Source organism: Nonomuraea sp. NPDC050556 (assembly GCF_044457355.1).
Classification (GTDB): domain Bacteria; phylum Actinomycetota; class Actinomycetes; order Streptosporangiales; family Streptosporangiaceae; genus Nonomuraea.
The window spans coordinates 1,165,557-1,181,144 of the sequence record NZ_JBITGU010000003.1; the positions used below are offsets into that span (position 1 = coordinate 1,165,557).

Below are 15,588 nucleotides of genomic sequence, written 5' to 3' on the forward strand. Positions count from 1 at the left end.
GGTATTTCTTGATCCAGATGCTGATGGCGATCAGATGCATCGATTCGGTGAGATCAGGGAGCGGTAGAAGGGGAAAGCGATCGCTGGAGCGGTGAGCAAGATGACGGCTGTGGCAAAGCGCCACGTGGTCCCCGCCCAGCGGTTCAAGGTACTTCTGGTGACAGCGAAGACGACAGGATCTTTCTTTGGGGACATGCTTTTCTCCAGAGATGTGGTGATTTTTTACCCTTCGCAAAAATGATCTGCTGTGAGTGGTCTTTTATCGAAAGGCTCCTGTTCTGTGCGGAGACGCTAGGTGTGTTCGGGAAAAGGGCGTCTTAATGCATTAGAGTGCCGAGTGCTATCACGAGTGGGTAACTCGGTTTTGGTGGAGGTAGGCTCACGCCCCGTGGAAGTCGTGCTCGTCCTGGCCCTGGTCGTCGTGCTGGTCGGTGTGCCCGCCATCGTGCTGTGGCGGGTGCTGCGTGGGCGGCGGGAGTTGGGGACCAGCCCTGCCGAGCGGGCCACGTTCGAGACGCTGCACACCGCCTCCCTCGCCGCGCCCCCGCTGCGCGCCGGGCTCACCCAGGAAGGCGCGGAGAAGGCGTCCAAGCACCTGCGCGAGCTGCTCGGCTCCCCGGCGATCGCCATCACCGACGGCGAGCGCCTGCTCGTCTACGACGGCGACGGCGAGCACCACGCGCACGAGGCGTTCGAACACGCCGCGGCCACGCTCAAGGACGGCCGCATCCAGGTGCTCGCCATCGACTGCGAGCTGCTCGAATGCCCCATCAGGCACGCCGTCGTGGTCCCCCTGAGCACCGGCTCGCTGGCCGCCTACGGCCCGCACTCTTCCGCCGGCCTCGTGCGCGCCGCGCAGGAGACCGCCCGCTGGGTGGACTCCCAGCTGGAGCTGGCCGAGCTCGACCGCTCCAGGACCCTCCTCATGGAGGCGGAGGTCCGCGCGCTCAGAGCGCAGATCTCCCCCCACTTCATCTACAACTCCCTGACCACGATCGCCTCGTTCGTCAGGACCGACCCCGAGCGCGCCCGCGAGCTGCTCCTGGAGTTCGCCGACTTCACCCGCTACTCCTTCCGCAGGCACGGCGACTACACCACGCTGGCCGAGGAGCTGCGCTCCATCGACCGCTACCTCATCCTGGAGCGGGCCAGGTTCGGCGACCAGCTGCAGGTCACGCTGCGCATCGCGCCCGAGGTGCTGCCGGTGGCCGTGCCGTTCCTCTGCCTGCAGCCCCTGGTCGAGAACGCCGTACGGCACGGCCTGGAGAGCAAGGCGGGCGTCGGCAGGATCACCATCATCGCCGAGGACGCCGGAGCGGAATGCCGCATCAGCGTCGAGGACGACGGGCTCGGCATGGATCCCGAACGGCTGCGCCTGGTCCTGGCCGGTGAGGTGGCCAGCGAGGGCGGCGTGGGCCTGGCGAACGTGGACGAGCGGCTGCGCCAGGTGTACGGGGACGAGTACGGTTTGGTGGTCGAGACCGGGCACAACGCCGGGACGAAGGTCAACGTCCGGTTGCCGAAGTATCACCCAGGCGTATCAGCCCGTTGACCTCCGGAGCTTATGTCTGTTTCATCACTGTCTATGGCGCTGCGCGTACTAGCGGTCGACGACGAGCTGCCCGCGTTGGAGGACTTGTCGTACCTGCTGCGGGCCGACTCGCGTATCGGCGAGGTCCTGACCGCGCGTGACGGCGCGGGAGCGCTGCGGTTACTCGACCGGGCGATGGCCGAGGGCCGCCCGGTCGACGCGGTCTTCCTCGACATCCGCATGCGCGGCCTGGACGGCGTGGTGCTGGGCAGGCTGCTGTCGCAGTTCGCCAACCCGCCGCGGGTCGTGTTCGTCACCGCCTACGAGGAGCACGCCGTCGACGCCTTCGAGATCAAGGCGGAGGACTACCTGCTCAAACCCGTCCGCCCGGAACGGCTGGCCGAGGCGATCAGGCGCGTCTGCGTCTCGGCCGACGTCCAGGTCGAGACGGGGGAGTCCGACACCATCCCGGTCGAGCTGGGCGGCGTGACCCGCTTCGTCTCCAGCGCCGACGTCTTCTACGTCGAGGCGCACGGCGACTACGCCCGCCTGCACACGCCGTCGGGCAGCCACCTGGTCCGCATCCCGCTCGCCGTCCTCGAGGAGCGCTGGGCCTCCTCCGGGTTCGTCCGCGTGCACCGCAGCCACCTGGTCGCGGTCAAGCACATCGAGGAGTTGCACATCGACTCCGGCCGGTGCACCGTCAGGGTGGGCGACACCGAGATCCCGGTCAGCCGCCGCCACACCAGGGAGCTGCGCGACCTGCTGGTCAGAAGGGCGAGGAAGGCGACATGAAGGCCGAGCGGCCCAAGCGGGTAGCGGTCACCAGTCCCCGCACGGCCGCCGCGCGGCGCACGCGCTACCCGGCCACCAGGGAGATCGACGAGCAGACCCACCTCGGCGAGGTCTACATGCGTTCGCTGCTGCGTACGCAATTCCGGCTGGCGTTGTTCGTGTGCACGGTGCTGGCGTGCGTGGTCGGCGGGCTGCCGCTGCTGTTCCTCCTGGTGCCCGAGCTCGACTCGGCCAGCATCCTGGGCATCCCGCTGCCGTGGGCGATCCTGGCCGCGCTCATCTACCCCGCCTTCGTGATCGGGGCCTGGCTCTACGTACGGCAGGCAGAGCACAACGAGCGCCACTTCGCCGACCTGGTCGAACGCCAATGAGCCTGGCGGCCGTGGTGGTGGTCGTCCTGGCGGCGATCCTCATCGGCGCGTTCGGGCTGCGGCTGTCGCGCACCACCTCCGACTTCTACGTCGCCTCCCGCACGGTCAGCCCGCTGTGGAACGCCTCGGCCATCGGCGGCGAGTACCTGTCGGCCGCGTCCTTCCTCGGCGTGGCCGGGCTCATCGTCACCTACGGCGCCGACATGTTGTGGCTGCCGGTCGGCTGGACCGGCGGCTACCTCGTGCTGCTGGTGCTGGTCTCGGCGCCGTTGCGGCGCTCTGGTGCGTACACGCTGCCGGACTTCGCCGAGGCGCGCCTGGAGTCGATGACCGTCCGGCGTACGGCCAGCGTCCTGGTGGTGCTGATCGGGTGGCTCTACCTGATGCCGCAGTTCCAGAGCGCCGGGCTGGTGCTGCGCACGATCACCGGGGCGCCGGTCTGGGTCGGCGGGCTGCTGGTGGCGCTCGTGGTCGCGGTCAACGTGCTGTCCGGCGGGATGCGGTCGATCACGTTCGTCCAGGCGTTCCAGTACTGGATCAAGCTGACCGCGCTCGGGCTGCCGGTGGTGTTCCTGCTGATGGCGTGGTCGGCGGACGGGTCGCCGCAGGTCGCCGACCCCGTCTGGGCGCTGCCGCTGTCGAGCGGCAAGGAGTACGGGCTGTATTCCACCTACTCGCTCATCCTGGCCACCTTCCTGGGCACGATGGGGCTGCCGCACGTGCTCGTGCGCTTCTACACCAACCCGGACGGGCGGGCGGCCCGCCGTACGACGCTGGTGGTCCTGACGCTGCTCGGCGCGTTCTACCTGCTCCCGGCGATCTACGGCTGGCTGGGCAGGATCTACGCGTCCGACCTGACCAGGCCGGACACGGTCGTGCTCACGCTGCCCGGCCGCATGGTCGGCGGCACCCTCGGGGACCTGCTGACCGCGCTCGTCACCGCCGGGGCGTTCGCCGCGTTCCTGTCGACGTCGTCGGGGCTGACCGTGTCCGTGGCCGGCGTGATCGCGCAGGACCTGCTCAAGGGCGGGGTGCGCTCGTTCAGGATCGCCACGCTGATGGCCGTCGCCGTGCCGCTCGGGCTGGCGCTGTGGGCCAGGGCGCTGCCGGTCGCCGACGTGGTGGGGCTGGCGTTCGCAGTGGCGGCCTCGTCGTTCTGCCCGCTGCTCGTGCTGGGCATCTGGTGGCGCAGGCTCACCTCGACCGGCGCGCTGGCCGGGCTGTTCGTCGGCGGCGGGCTGGCCTGCGCTGCGGTGATGGCGCAGATCACCGCAGGGCCGTTCGAGGGGCTGGCCGGCGCGCTGCTCGCCCAACCGGCGGCCTGGACGGTGCCCGTCGCGTTCACCGTCATGGTCGCGGTGTCGTTCCTGACCCCGCACCGGGTCCCGGCCGGCGTGGCCAGGACCATGGTGCGCCTGCACACCCCCGAGATCCTCGACCTCGACCGCGGCGACTGGCAGCCCAGGCATCAGTGAGGCGTCTCGCCCGACCCGCGCACCACCAGCTCCACCGGCACCCTGATCTGCCGCGGCTCGTCGGCCGGGTCGAGCAGCAGGTCGACCGCGCTCCTGCCGAGCCTGCCCGTGTCGTAGCGGACCACGGTGACGCCGGGGCTGAACACGTCGGCCAGCGCGAAGTCATCGAAACCCACGTAGGCAGGGCGTTCAGGGCGCTCCCGCAGCGCCTGGATGATGCCGATCGCGGCCCGGTTGTTCGTGGCGAAGAACGCGGTCGGCGGGTCGGCCAGGTCGAGCAGCCGGTTCACCTCCGCGCTGACCCGCCACGGGTCGAAGACGCCGTGCACCACGAGCGACTCGTCGACGGCGCCGAGCGCCTGCCTGAAGCCCTCCGCCCGCTCGTGCACCGAGCTCAGCCGCGCGTCGTCGGAGATCAGCGCGATGCGCCGGTGGCCGCGCGCCATCAGGTGCTCGGTGGCCAGCCTGCCGCCCCTGAGGTCGTCCAGCATCACCACGTCCGCGCCGGGCACCCCGGCGGGGACGCGGTCCACGAAGACCGCGCGCAGGCCGGGATGCTCGGCCATCCAGGAGTGGTCGCCGCCGGACGGCACCACGATCAGCGAGTCGACGCCCCTGGCGTACATCGACTCCACCAGCATGCGCTCGCGCTCAGGCCGCTCCTCGTAGGAGCCGAACACGACCAGGGCGTCGTGGTCGGCCGCCGCCGTCTCCACCGACTTGGCCAGCCGCGAGTAGAACTCGTTGGAGATGTTCTCCATGATCAGCCCGATGGTCAGCATCGAGGCGCCGCGGGCCAGCCGGGCGGCCGCCTCGTTGCGCCGGTAGCCGAGCGTTCCGATCGCCGCCTGCACCTTGGCCGCCACCTCGGCGCTGACGTGCGGCTCCTGGTTGACCACGCGCGAGACGGTCTTGAGGCTGACCCCCGCGTGCTTGGCCACGTCGATCATCGTGGGCTTGCGCGGTGTCATAGGGTCCCCCCATGGATGACGACTGGATCTGTGGCCGTTTGGGCGAGGACGAGCCGTGGCAGCTCGGGGCGGTCAATCCGCCCGTGTTCGAGAACTCGCTGTTCACCTTCGGCTCGGTGGCCGAGCTGAGCGAGGCGATCAAGGACGAGGACGAGCGGTACGTCTACTGGCGGGGCACCAACCCGACCGTGGACCTGCTGCAGCGCAAACTGGCCGCGCTGGAGCGGGCCGAGCGGGCCAAGTGCTTCGGCTCCGGCATGGGCGCGATCTCGGCGGCGATCAGCTCGCTGGTCTCGGCAGGAGACCACGTGCTGGTGCTCGGCGCGATCTACGGGCCGACCACGCAGTTTCTGCGCTACCTGGAGAAGTACGGCGTCACGCATACGCACGTCGAGGATCTCGCAGGCTGTGACAGCGCTATCAGGGACACCACGCGACTACTCTACTTTGAGTCACCGTCGTACATGCGCTACGCCGTCGTCGACATCGCCTCGGTGACCGGGTGGGCGCGCGAGCACGGCCTGCGGACCATGATGGACAACACCTGGTCCACACCCATCTTCCAGAAGCCGATCACGCTCGGGGTGGACCTGGTGGTGCACTCGCTGTCGAAGTACATCGGCGGCCACAGCGACCTGGTCGGCGGCGTCGTGTGCGGCTCGACCGAGCTGATCAGGCCGCTGGCCCTGACCGAATACCAGCTGTACGGCGCGGCCATGTCGCCGCACGACGCCGCCAAGGCGATCAAGGGGCTGCGCACGCTGCCGGTCAGGATGGCGGCACACCAGGAACGCGGCCTGGCCGTTGCCGAGTTTCTCGCTTCGCACGAAAAGGTGCGCGCCGTAAATCATCCTGCTTTTTCAGGGCATCCGGCGTTGAAGCAGATGAGCGGCTTCTCCGGGCTGTTCAGCCTGGAACTGGACAGCGACGACCGGGCCGAGGTGGCCGCCTTCGCGGGACGCCTGCGCCACTTCAGGATCGGGGTGAGCTGGGGCGGGTTCGAGAGCCTGGTGATCACCCCGGCGGTGACCATCGAGGAGAGCGTGCGGGCCACGATGGGCATCCCGGTGGGGCTGGTGCGGCTGTCGGTGGGCCTGGAGGCGGCCGGGACGCTCATCGCGGATCTGGCTCTAGCGCTGGAGGGGGTTCGTCGCCTAGCGTGATGACAGCGCTGTCATAGTTCGGAGGCACCCCCATGAGATTCTTAGCCGTGGTCACCGCGATGGCCCTGGTGCTGGCCGGATGTGGTTCTTCCGGCTCGGGCACGGTCAAGCTGCGGATGATCGAGAGCCTGACCAGTCCGGAGCGGACCAAGCTCATCAAGTCGCTGCTCGCCGACTTCGAGAAGGCCAACCCCGGGGTCGAGGTGGAGCTGATCTCGCCGCCGCTGGACAGCGCCGACCAGAAGATCACCCAGATCCTGCAGACGAAGAAGGACCTGGACGTGCTGGAAGTGCGCGACCACACGGCCAAGTCCTTCTCCAACAACGGCTGGCTCCGCGAGCTCCCCGACTGGCCGGGCTGGTCGGACCTCACGGAGCTGGCCCAGAAGAAGGCGGCGGAGGTCGGCGGGAAGCGCTACCTCATCCCGTACGGCTTCTACCAGCGCACGCTGTTCTACCGCACCGACTTCGGCGTCACCCAGCCGCCCACGACGTGGCAGGAGCTGTACGAGGCGGGCAAGAAGATGACCACGGGCGGCCACTTCGGCTACTCCTTCAGGGGCGGCAAGGGCGGCGCCGACTACGCGGTCCAGATGATCAGCGCCTACAACGGCGAAGCCCTCAATCCCGAAAAATCCTTCTTTCTGAAGGACAAGCGAACGATCTTCTCGACGCCCGAGGCCGCGCAGGCGCTCGACCTGTTCGTGAAGATCTTCAAGGAGGCCTCGCCGCCGGACTCGGTCTCGTGGGGTTACCCGGAGATGGTCCAGGGCTTCACCTCGGGCGTGACCGGAATGCTCATCCAGGACCCCGAGGTGATCAAGACCGTCGAGGAGAGCGGCGTCAAGGCGTGGGCGACCGCGCCGATCCCCAAGGGCCCGACCGGCTACGCCTACCAGCCCGTCGGCTACGCCGGATGGGGCGCCACGTCCTTCAGCGCCCACCCGGCAGAGGCCGTCAAGCTGGTGCAGTTCCTGTCCGAGGCCAAGCAGAGCATCCGCTTCGCCAAGGGCAACTCGCTGATCCCGATCTCCCGCCAGGCGCAGAACGACCCGCAGTTCTCCCAGGGCGCCTGGAAGGCGTACCTGGCGGCGCAGCAGGACCCCAAGCAGGTGATCACCATCAGGCCGGTCGACTACCCGGGCTGGAGCCAGTTCCTCGTCGACTCCGACCGGGACGTGCAGGCGCTCATCACCGGCAAGAAGACCGTGGCCGAGGTGCTGAAGTCGTGGGACGCGTTCTGGGCGGAACAGGGCTCGTGAGACCCGCGTTCACCCTGCGCAGGGCCCGGTTCATCGGGCTGTGCCTCCTGCCGGGCATCGTGTTCGTCGCGATCTTCACCTACTACCCGATGCTGCGCGGCGCGATCATCGCGTTCCAGCGCTACAACCTGTTCGACCTCACCTCCACGCCCTTCGTCGGGCTGGAGAACTTCGACGCCGTCCTGGCCGAGGACCGGTTCTGGACGGCGCTGCGCAACACCTTCGTGTGGGTGGCCGTGTCGCTGTTCTTCCAGTTCGTGCTGGGGTTCGGGCTGGCGTTGCTGCTGCGTAAGAACTTCAGGGGACGCGGGTTCTACCAGGCGTGGGTGTTCTTCCCGTGGGCGATGTCCGGGTTCCTCATCGGGCTGCTGTGGCGGTGGATGTTCAACGGCCAGTTCGGCGTGATCAACGACCTGCTGCTCAAGGCCGGGCTGATCGACCAGAAGATCGGCTTCCTGGCCTCGCCCGGCTGGGCGATGACCTCGGTGGTCGTGGCCAACGTGTGGTACGGCGTGACCTTCTTCGCCATCATGATCATGGCGGCGCTGCAGTCGGTGCCCGCGGAGCTCTACGAGGCGGCCCAGGTCGACGGCGCGTCCAGGCTGCGGCAGTTCTGGCACGTCACGCTCCCGCACATCAGGCCCACCCTGGCGCTCATCGTGCTGCTGCGGGTGATCTGGATCCTGAACTTCCCCGACCTCATCTACTCCATGACCGGCGGCGGCCCGGCGGGAAGCACCGACATCGTCACCACTTTCCTCATCCAGCAGGTCATGGGCGGCGACTACGGCAGGGCGGGCGCGGTCGGCTTCCTCGTGCTCGGGCTGCTGCTCGCCTTCAGCATCTTCTATCTCAACGCCACGAGGTCCCCAGATGAAACGGCTCGCTAAGGTCCTCGTGCTGGGCGGGTGGCTGCTGATCACCCTGTTCCCGCTGTACTGGATCGTCGTCACCTCGCTCAAGCCCAAGGCGGAGATCTTCGCGATCCCGCTGCGCTACTGGCCGTCCCGCGTGACGTTCGACCACTACGCCGACCTGTTCTCCTTCGCCGACTTCGGCGGCTACCTGCTCAACAGCCTGTTCGTCTCGCTGGTCGCCGCGGCCGTGGTCACGGCGATCGGGGTGCTCGGCGGCTACGTGCTGGCCCGCTTCGCCTTCCCCGGGCGCGGGGCGCTGATGATGGCCTACCTCGTCACCCAGATGATCCCGCTGTTCATCGCGCTCGGGCCGCTCTACCTGCTGATGTCCGACCTCGACCTGCTCAACCGGCTGGCCGGGCTGATGGTCGTGTACGTCGCCATGCTGGTGCCGTTCGCCACGATCATCATGCGCGGCTTCTACGAGCGGGTGCCGGTCGCCCTGGAGGAGGCGGCGCAGGTGGACGGCGCCTCCCGGCTGGTGGCGATGGTCCGGGTGGTGATCCCGGTGATGGTGCCGGGGATCGCGGCCACGTTCATCTTCGGGTTCGTGCAGTGCTGGAACGAGCTGTTCCTGGCGATCACGTTCATCGACAGCGAGGACGCCAAGACGATCCCGGTGGCCATGAACTCCTTCATCACCCAGTACGACATCGACTGGGGCTCGATGGCGGCGGCCACGGTGGTGTCGGTGATCCCGACCCTCGTGCTCTTCGCCGCCATCCGCCGTTTCATCGTCGAAGGGCTGACCGCAGGGGCGGTTAAGGGCTGACCGGATGTTAACTGTCCGTCGATCTCCCTCTGGTCGCATTAATCCGACCATTCACCGCAAGCCGGGACCAACTGACCGCCCTTCGTAGACGCCTCGGCGAAGAGCGGGACCTACCCCCTACACGGAGGGTAGTTTGCGCTCTTACCTTGTGCGTGATCTGCATCACATAAAGCGGGAGGTTCCGTGACAACACGAGAACACGACACATCTGTCTACGAACGGGTGCAAGCGAGCGGGGAGTTCCAGGAACTCCGGCGCCGCTTCCGCTCGTGGGTCTTCCCGATGACCGTGGCGTTCCTTGCCTGGTATCTGCTGTATGTGGTGTTGTCGGGCTGGGCGCGTGACTTCATGGGCATCAAACTGCTCGGCAACATCAATGTCGGCCTGGTCTTCGGCCTCCTGCAGTTCGTGTCCACCTTCCTGATCGCCTGGGCCTATGCCAGGCACGCCAACAAGAAGCTGGACCCGCTTGCCGACAAGCTGCGTCACGAGGTCGAGGAGGAGGCCAAGTGACGTCGCAGACGCTGGCGACCATCCTCTTCCTGGTCTTCGTCGCCTTCACGCTGGTCATCACCTTCTGGGCCAGCCGCAACACCAAGACGGCCGCCGACTACTACGCCGGTGGCCGCTCGTTCAGCGGTGTGCAGAACGGCCTGGCCATCGGCGGCGACTACATGTCGGCCGCCTCGTTCCTGGGCATCGCCGGGCTGATCGCGCTGTTCGGCTACGACGGCTTCCTCTACTCCATCGGCTTCCTGGTCGCCTGGCTGGTGGCGCTGCTGCTGGTCGCCGAGCTGATGCGTAACTCGGGCAAGTTCACGATGGCCGACGTGCTGGCCTTCAGGATGAGCCCGCGCCCGGTCCGCACGGCTGCCGGTGTGTCGACGATCGTGGTCAGCATCTTCTACCTGCTGGCGCAGATGGTCGGCGCGGGCGCGCTGGTCGGGCTGCTGCTGGGCATCACCGACCCGGCGGGCAAGGCGTGGACGATCGTCGGTGTCGGCGTCCTCATGGTCGTCTACGTCGTCTTCGGCGGGATGAAGGGCACCACCTGGGTGCAGATCGTCAAGGCCGTGCTGCTCATGGGCGGTGCCGCGCTGATCACGATCCTGGTGCTGGCCAAGTACAACTTCAACCTGTCGTCCCTGCTCGGAGCCGCTTCCGAGGCCAGCAGCAAGGGCGACAAGATGCTGGAGCCCGGCCTCAAGTACGCGACGGACGCGCAGGGCCTGGCGGGCAAGCTCGACCTCATCAGCCTCGGACTCGCTCTGGTCCTGGGTACGGCGGGCCTGCCGCACATCCTCATCCGCTTCTACACCGTGCCGACGGCGAAGGACGCCAGGAAGTCGGTCCTGTGGGGCATCGGCATCATCGGCACGTTCTACCTGCTCACCCTCGTCCTGGGCTTCGGCGCCGCCGCACTGGTCAAGTTCGCGCCCACCGACACGGCGGGCAACATCGCCGCGCCGCAGCTGGCCAAGGAGATCGGCGCCTACTTCATGGGCGACGTGGGCGGCACGATCCTGCTGGCCTTCATCGGCGCCGTCGCCTTCGCCACGATCCTCGCGGTGGTGGCGGGTCTCACCCTGGCCTCGTCCTCCAGCTTCGCGCACGACCTGTACGCGCACGTCTTCAAGCGCGGCAACGTGACCGACCGCGAGGAGGTCGTGGTCGCCAGGATCGCGGCGTTCGTCATCGGGGCCGTCGCGATCGGGCTCGGCATCCTGGCCCAGAAGCAGAACGTCGCCTTCCTGGTGGCGCTCGCGTTCGCCGTCGCGGCGTCGGGCAACCTGCCCGCGATCCTGTACAGCCTCTTCTGGAAGCGGTTCAACACGGCGGGCGCGGTGTCGGCCATCTACGGTGGCCTCGGCTCGGCGCTGATCCTGGTGATCTTCTCGCCGGTGGTCTCTGCGCCTGCTCCTGCGGCGGGCAAGCCGGTGACCGCGCTGATCGCGGGGGTGGACTTCCACTGGTTCCCGCTGTCGAACCCGGGCATCATCTCGATCCCGCTGGGCTTCTTCTTCGGGTGGCTGGGCACGGTGCTCAGCAAGGAGTACAACGCGGCCAAGTACGCCGAGATCGAGGTCCGCTCCCTCACGGGCGTGGGCGCAGAAAAGGCAACAGGTCACTGAGTTCACTTCATGGGGTACGGCGTGCGCCGTACCCCATGAGGTAGAGCAACGCGCCCACGAGCAGTGAGGCCAGCGCGATCCCTCCCACGAGCCAGAACCATGTCCCATAGGCGATCTGCGCGCCGAAGAGGGAGACCGTACCGGCGTTGTTGGTGATCAGCGGGGTCCACGAGCCGGACAGCGTCGAGACCACGCCCACCAGCGAGGCGAGCGCCCCCACGATCGAGGCCACCCAGAAGACCGCGGGTGAAGCCAGGCGCCGCGCCTCGAACTGGGCACGATAGCGACGCAGGATGATCAGCACGTCCACGAAGAGCACCACGATCGACAGGCACCAGATCACCGTCACCGCCGCCTGCAGCACGTTGTACACCTCCGTCTGCGCGTCAGCCGGACGAGCGGACGCGAACGGCACCACCACGAAGGCCACCGCCGTGAACACCCCGGCGAGCACCGTCTGGATCCACACCGCCACGTCAGGCACCTTCTGCGCGTTCACGTGGCTCACGATCCGCGGCAACCGCTGATCCAGCCCCGACACGAAGATCAGCCGCGCGAACGAGTAGTTGTACACCACCGTGATGATGAAGAACATCGCCGCCAGCACGAGCGCCACCAGCTTCCCCGCGAAGGCCCCGAGCCCGACCCCCACCGCGGCCGCCACCGCCGTGATCCCCGCGGCCGACGACGCGGGCACCGACACCATCACCCCCCACGTGGCCATGAGGTAGGCCGCCATGACCGCCAGCGACCCCCACAGCAGGTACCTGGTGACGGCCCGCTCCTGCTTGATCTCCACCCCCATGTTGAGCGGCACCTCGACCCCGAGCAGCGCGAGTACGGCCAGCCCGAAGAAGCTCCAGTTCGCGAAGTTGACCCCGTGCTCCGCCGACGGGCTCCACGCGGCGAAGTCCCACGGATCGGTGGCCGCCCCGCTCCGCAGGACGTGCACGACCCCGGCGGCGAACATGGCCAGGATGGCCAGGCCGTACGCGATGAACACCACGTTGACCAGGTTCTGGGTCAGCCTGAACCGCAGGACCGCCAGCACCGCGGCGAGCACGAGGATCACCACGATCAGCCCGCCCTGCGCCTGCACGGGCAGCGCGCCGACCCCGGGGAAGACGTACCCGAGGAAGGAGATCGTCAGCGTGCCGGTGGCGACCATGACGAGCACGCCGGGCCACCACGCGCAGAACCCCGCGAAGAACCCCCAGAACGGCCCGAACGCCTTGGTGGTCCACAGGTAGATGGACCCCTCGCCCGGGAACATCGCGCCGAGCTGCCCGGTGACGATCGCGCAGGGGATGAGGAACAGGACGAACGCGATGATCCACCACCCGAAGGCGGCGGGCCCCGCACTCTGGATGACCGCGGCGTTGGTGATGAACAGCACGATCGCCACGAAGATCGCGACCATGTCGAACGTGGTCAGGACCTTCGGCAGGATCCCTCCGGCCACCCGCTCGGACAGCAGTTCTTCGTCCATGGCCAACCTCCCTGAGCTGGGCGGATCCCCGTGATCAGAGGATCCGCCCGCTCGGGGATCACGTCAACGGCTAGCGGCCCTGCAGCGACTTGACGTTGTCGCCGAAGGACCAGCTCTTCGAGCCGTCCCAGTTGATGGACCAGGTCATCAGGCCCTTGAGCTGCCCGCTGAAGCTGTTCCAGCTCTGCGACACCAGCGACGGCGACATGTAACCGCCACCCGCTCCAGGCTGTGCGGGCAGGCCGGGGACCTGCTTGTCATACGGCACCCTGATCGTGGTGCCCTGGATGACCAGCCCGTTGTTCAGGCACGTGGTCTGCGCGACGAACCCCTGGACGGTTCCGGCCGAGTAGGAGTCGCCCGAGCAGCCGTACATGCTGCCGTTGTAGTACTGCATGTTCAGCCACCACAGCCGCCCGTTGTCGGCGTACTTCTTGATGATCGGCAGGTACGCGCCCCAGATCGAGCCGTAGGTCACCGAGCCGCCGGTCACGTACGCCGTCTCCGGCGCCATGGTCAGGCCGAAGTTCGACGGCATCTGGGCGAGCACGCCGTCGATGATGCGGATGAGGTTCGACTGCGAGGCCGACAGCGTGCCGATGGACCCGCTGCCGGTGAGCCCGGTCTCGATGTCGATGTCGATCCCGTCGAAGTTGTACTGCTTCAGGATCGGCACCACGGTCGCCACGAACCGGTCGGCGACGGTGCTGGAGCTGAGGTCGATCCCGGCCGCCGCGCCGCCGATGGACATGAGGATCGTCGCGCCCGCGGCCTTCGCCTGGCACATCTCAGCAGGCGTGGAGACCTTGACGGTGGCGTCCATGCCGTCCTCCCACAACACGGTGCCGTCGGAGCGGATCACCGGGAAGGCGGCGTTGATGACGTTGTAGCCGTGCTGGGCCATGCGCGCGTCGGTGATCGGGGTCCAGCCGAACGGCGGGTGCACGCCGTTGGACGCGCCGTCCCAGTTCTCCCAGTAGCCCTGCAACACCTTGCCCGCTGGCTTGGACTTCACGGCGCAGGTGCCGCCGGTCGGCGTCACTGTCGGCGTCGCGGTAGGCGTGACCGTGGGGGTCACGGTCGGCGTGACGGTCGGGGTCACGGTGGGGGTGGCCGTCGGCGTTGCGGTTGGGGTGACCGTCGGCGTCGGGGTGGACGTCGGCGGCGTGCCCGGCCCGTCGAAGTTGACGTCGTCGGCGTAGTAGGTGCCCTGGCCGTACCAGCCGTGGAGGTAGACCACCGCGCTCGTCTGCCCCGCCGCCGTGGTGAACGGCACGGTCAGTTGCGCGTACGCCGAGGGCGAGGAGGTCCACGTCGAGGGGCCGCCGGTCACGCCGAGGTAGACGTAGCTGCCGCGCACCCACGCGCTCAGCGTGTAGGCGGTGCTCGGCTTGACGGTCACGGTCTGGGTGCACTGCGCGGTGTCGGACGAGCCGGCCGCCCCGGCGAGCGCCTTGGCGCCGGAGCGCACGGGGGTGGCGACGACGGAGCCGAGCCCGCCGGTGCAGGTCCAGGGGGACAGGGCCCCGGTCTCGAAACCGGGGTTGGTGAGCAGGTTGGCGGCGCTGGCCGAGGTCTGGGTGACCAGGACGGCGAGCGCTGCGAGGAGTAATGAGGCTGCCAGGACTAACGGGCGCGGAAATCGCGTCATGAGAACTGCCCTTCTGCGGGTGCCGCGGCGAATTGGGGGGTGCGCGAGCGGCAAACTCACCTCATTATTGTAAAGAAAGTTAACTGTTGTGTATAGCGTCCCAGGTCAGCGTGAGGCGTTGTCGAGAAGGGTGAGGTCGTCCTGGGAGAGGACGAGCTCGGCTGCCGCGAGCAGCGGGCGCAGCTGCTCCACGTTCCTGGCGCTGGCGATCGGCGCGGTCACCGTCGGCTGCGCTGCCAGCCAGGCCAGGGCGACGGTCGCCTGCTCCACGCCGTGCTCGGCGGCCACCTTGGCCAGCGCCTCCAGGACCCGGGGGCCCCTGGGCACGTCGAGGTACTCGGCCGCCTTGCCCGCGCGCGGGCTGTCCACGCTGACGCCGGGCGCGTACTTCCCGGTCAGGAAGCCGCGGGCCAGCCCGAAGTACGGCACGCTGGACAGTCCCGCCGTCGCCACCACGTCCCGCAGCGAACCCTCGTAGTCGCGTTCCACCAGGTTGTACTCCTGCTGCAGCGCCACATACGGGGTGAGCCCCTCCTCGGCGGACACGCGCAACGCCTCGGCCAGCCGTTCAGCCCCGTAGTTGGACGCGCCGACGTGCCGCACTTTGCCCTCCTTGACCAGCTCGTCGAAGGTCGCCAGCGACTCCACGAGCGGGATCGTCCTGTCGTCGACGTGCGCCCAGTAGAGGTCGATGTGATCGGTCTGCAGGCGGCGCAGGGAGTTCTCCACCGCGGCCCTGATGGTCGACGGCGCCAGCCCGGTGTAGTCGGTGAGCATGCCGACCTTGGTCGCCAGCACGACCTCGTCGCGGTTGCCGCGCGACGCCATCCACTCACCGATGATGATCTCCGAGGTCGACTCGCCGGTCGCCCAGGCCGGGTAGACGTCGGCGGTGTCGATGAAGGTGCCGCCACCCGCCACGTAGGCGTCCAGGACCGCGAACGCGGTGTCCCGGTCGGCGGTCCAGCCGAACACATTGGTGCCGAGGCAAATGGGGGAAACGGTCAGATTCGTGGTGCCGATTGATCTCATCCGGCTATTATCCCGACATCCAATAGG

The 15,588-nt window shown here is 68.1% G+C and carries 14 protein-coding genes; 10 read left to right on the forward strand and 4 right to left on the reverse strand.

Annotation, left to right across the window (positions count from 1 at the left end):
• Nucleotides 1–388 precede the first annotated feature (388 nt).
• The 4 genes from ACIBG8_RS34455 to ACIBG8_RS34470 are packed head-to-tail and all read left to right on the forward strand — an operon-like array spanning nucleotide 389 to nucleotide 4,172.
• Nucleotides 389–1,552, forward strand: coding sequence for a sensor histidine kinase (locus ACIBG8_RS34455; RefSeq protein WP_397347264.1), 1,164 nt, complete (start codon nucleotides 389–391; stop codon nucleotides 1,550–1,552).
• Between the two features lie 33 nt (nucleotides 1,553–1,585).
• Nucleotides 1,586–2,326 (forward strand): LytR/AlgR family response regulator transcription factor, encoded by a 741-nt coding sequence (locus ACIBG8_RS34460; protein ID WP_397347265.1) that lies wholly within the window; start codon nucleotides 1,586–1,588, stop codon nucleotides 2,324–2,326.
• Nucleotides 2,323–2,697 carry a hypothetical protein gene (locus ACIBG8_RS34465; protein WP_397347266.1) on the forward strand — a complete coding sequence of 125 codons (375 nt, stop codon included), beginning with the start codon at nucleotides 2,323–2,325 and terminating at the stop codon, nucleotides 2,695–2,697. The genes ACIBG8_RS34460 and ACIBG8_RS34465 overlap by 4 nt, the downstream gene beginning before the upstream one ends.
• The gene (locus ACIBG8_RS34470; protein WP_397347267.1) at nucleotides 2,694–4,172 is read left to right on the forward strand and encodes a cation acetate symporter; all 1,479 of its coding nucleotides are present in this window, start codon (nucleotides 2,694–2,696) and stop codon (nucleotides 4,170–4,172) included. The genes ACIBG8_RS34465 and ACIBG8_RS34470 overlap by 4 nt, the downstream gene beginning before the upstream one ends.
• Here the strand turns inward: ACIBG8_RS34470 and ACIBG8_RS34475 are convergent.
• A complete protein-coding gene (locus ACIBG8_RS34475) occupies nucleotides 4,166–5,143 on the reverse strand; it encodes a LacI family DNA-binding transcriptional regulator (protein ID WP_397347268.1) in 978 nt (325 codons plus the stop codon). The two genes, ACIBG8_RS34470 and ACIBG8_RS34475, sit on opposite strands and share 7 nt — an antisense overlap.
• Nucleotides 5,144–5,154: 11 nt before the next feature.
• Here ACIBG8_RS34475 and ACIBG8_RS34480 point away from each other — a divergent pair, with 11 nt between their 5' ends.
• The 6 genes from ACIBG8_RS34480 (at nucleotide 5,155) to ACIBG8_RS34505 (ending at nucleotide 11,389) form a co-directional block, all read left to right on the forward strand.
• Complete coding sequence (locus ACIBG8_RS34480) at nucleotides 5,155–6,306, forward strand: trans-sulfuration enzyme family protein (RefSeq protein WP_397347269.1); 1,152 nt, start codon at nucleotides 5,155–5,157, stop codon at nucleotides 6,304–6,306.
• A 32-nt stretch (nucleotides 6,307–6,338) separates the two neighbouring features.
• Nucleotides 6,339–7,568 (forward strand): ABC transporter substrate-binding protein, encoded by a 1,230-nt coding sequence (locus ACIBG8_RS34485; protein WP_397347270.1) that lies wholly within the window; start codon nucleotides 6,339–6,341, stop codon nucleotides 7,566–7,568.
• A complete protein-coding gene (locus tag ACIBG8_RS34490) occupies nucleotides 7,565–8,458 on the forward strand; it encodes a carbohydrate ABC transporter permease (protein ID WP_397347271.1) in 894 nt (297 codons plus the stop codon). Before ACIBG8_RS34485 ends, ACIBG8_RS34490 begins: the two co-directional genes overlap by 4 nt.
• The gene (locus tag ACIBG8_RS34495; RefSeq protein ID WP_397347272.1) at nucleotides 8,442–9,257 is read left to right on the forward strand and encodes a carbohydrate ABC transporter permease; all 816 of its coding nucleotides are present in this window, start codon (nucleotides 8,442–8,444) and stop codon (nucleotides 9,255–9,257) included. Before ACIBG8_RS34490 ends, ACIBG8_RS34495 begins: the two co-directional genes overlap by 17 nt.
• A gap of 183 nt (nucleotides 9,258–9,440) precedes the next feature.
• The gene (locus ACIBG8_RS34500) at nucleotides 9,441–9,770 is read left to right on the forward strand and encodes a DUF485 domain-containing protein (protein ID WP_397347273.1); all 330 of its coding nucleotides are present in this window, start codon (nucleotides 9,441–9,443) and stop codon (nucleotides 9,768–9,770) included.
• Entirely contained in the window at nucleotides 9,767–11,389 is a 1,623-nt protein-coding gene (locus ACIBG8_RS34505) for a cation acetate symporter (RefSeq protein WP_397347274.1), read from the forward strand. Before ACIBG8_RS34500 ends, ACIBG8_RS34505 begins: the two co-directional genes overlap by 4 nt.
• Before the next feature lie 7 nt (nucleotides 11,390–11,396).
• Here ACIBG8_RS34505 and ACIBG8_RS34510 read toward each other — a convergent pair whose 3' ends face one another.
• From ACIBG8_RS34510 to ACIBG8_RS34520, 3 genes are all read right to left on the reverse strand, one after another.
• On the reverse strand, nucleotides 11,397–12,878 hold the full coding sequence (locus tag ACIBG8_RS34510) for an APC family permease (protein ID WP_397347275.1): 1,482 nt from the start codon (nucleotides 12,876–12,878) through the stop codon (nucleotides 11,397–11,399).
• A gap of 70 nt (nucleotides 12,879–12,948) precedes the next feature.
• Entirely contained in the window at nucleotides 12,949–14,529 is a 1,581-nt protein-coding gene (locus tag ACIBG8_RS34515; RefSeq protein ID WP_397347277.1) for a glycosyl hydrolase family 18 protein, read from the reverse strand.
• Nucleotides 14,530–14,634: 105 nt separating this feature from the next.
• Nucleotides 14,635–15,561 (reverse strand): aldo/keto reductase, encoded by a 927-nt coding sequence (locus ACIBG8_RS34520; RefSeq protein WP_397347278.1) that lies wholly within the window; start codon nucleotides 15,559–15,561, stop codon nucleotides 14,635–14,637.
• Nucleotides 15,562–15,588: the final 27 nt, after the last annotated feature.

Excerpts from the sequence above, each read along its gene's own strand:
- ACIBG8_RS34465 (WP_397347266.1), top strand. The coding sequence starts at position 2,323 with ATGAAGGCCGAGCGGCCCAAGCGGGTAGCGGTCACCAGTCCCCGCACG.
- ACIBG8_RS34515 (WP_397347277.1), bottom strand. The coding sequence starts at position 14,529 with ATGACGCGATTTCCGCGCCCGTTAGTCCTGGCAGCCTCATTACTCCTC.
- ACIBG8_RS34510 (WP_397347275.1), bottom strand. The coding sequence starts at position 12,878 with ATGGACGAAGAACTGCTGTCCGAGCGGGTGGCCGGAGGGATCCTGCCG.
- ACIBG8_RS34460 (WP_397347265.1), top strand. The coding sequence starts at position 1,586 with ATGGCGCTGCGCGTACTAGCGGTCGACGACGAGCTGCCCGCGTTGGAG.
- ACIBG8_RS34520 (WP_397347278.1), bottom strand. The coding sequence starts at position 15,561 with ATGAGATCAATCGGCACCACGAATCTGACCGTTTCCCCCATTTGCCTC.
- ACIBG8_RS34485 (WP_397347270.1), top strand. The coding sequence starts at position 6,339 with ATGAGATTCTTAGCCGTGGTCACCGCGATGGCCCTGGTGCTGGCCGGA.
- ACIBG8_RS34475 (WP_397347268.1), bottom strand. The coding sequence starts at position 5,143 with ATGACACCGCGCAAGCCCACGATGATCGACGTGGCCAAGCACGCGGGG.
- ACIBG8_RS34480 (WP_397347269.1), top strand. The coding sequence starts at position 5,155 with ATGGATGACGACTGGATCTGTGGCCGTTTGGGCGAGGACGAGCCGTGG.
- ACIBG8_RS34470 (WP_397347267.1), top strand. The coding sequence starts at position 2,694 with ATGAGCCTGGCGGCCGTGGTGGTGGTCGTCCTGGCGGCGATCCTCATC.
- ACIBG8_RS34495 (WP_397347272.1), top strand. The coding sequence starts at position 8,442 with ATGAAACGGCTCGCTAAGGTCCTCGTGCTGGGCGGGTGGCTGCTGATC.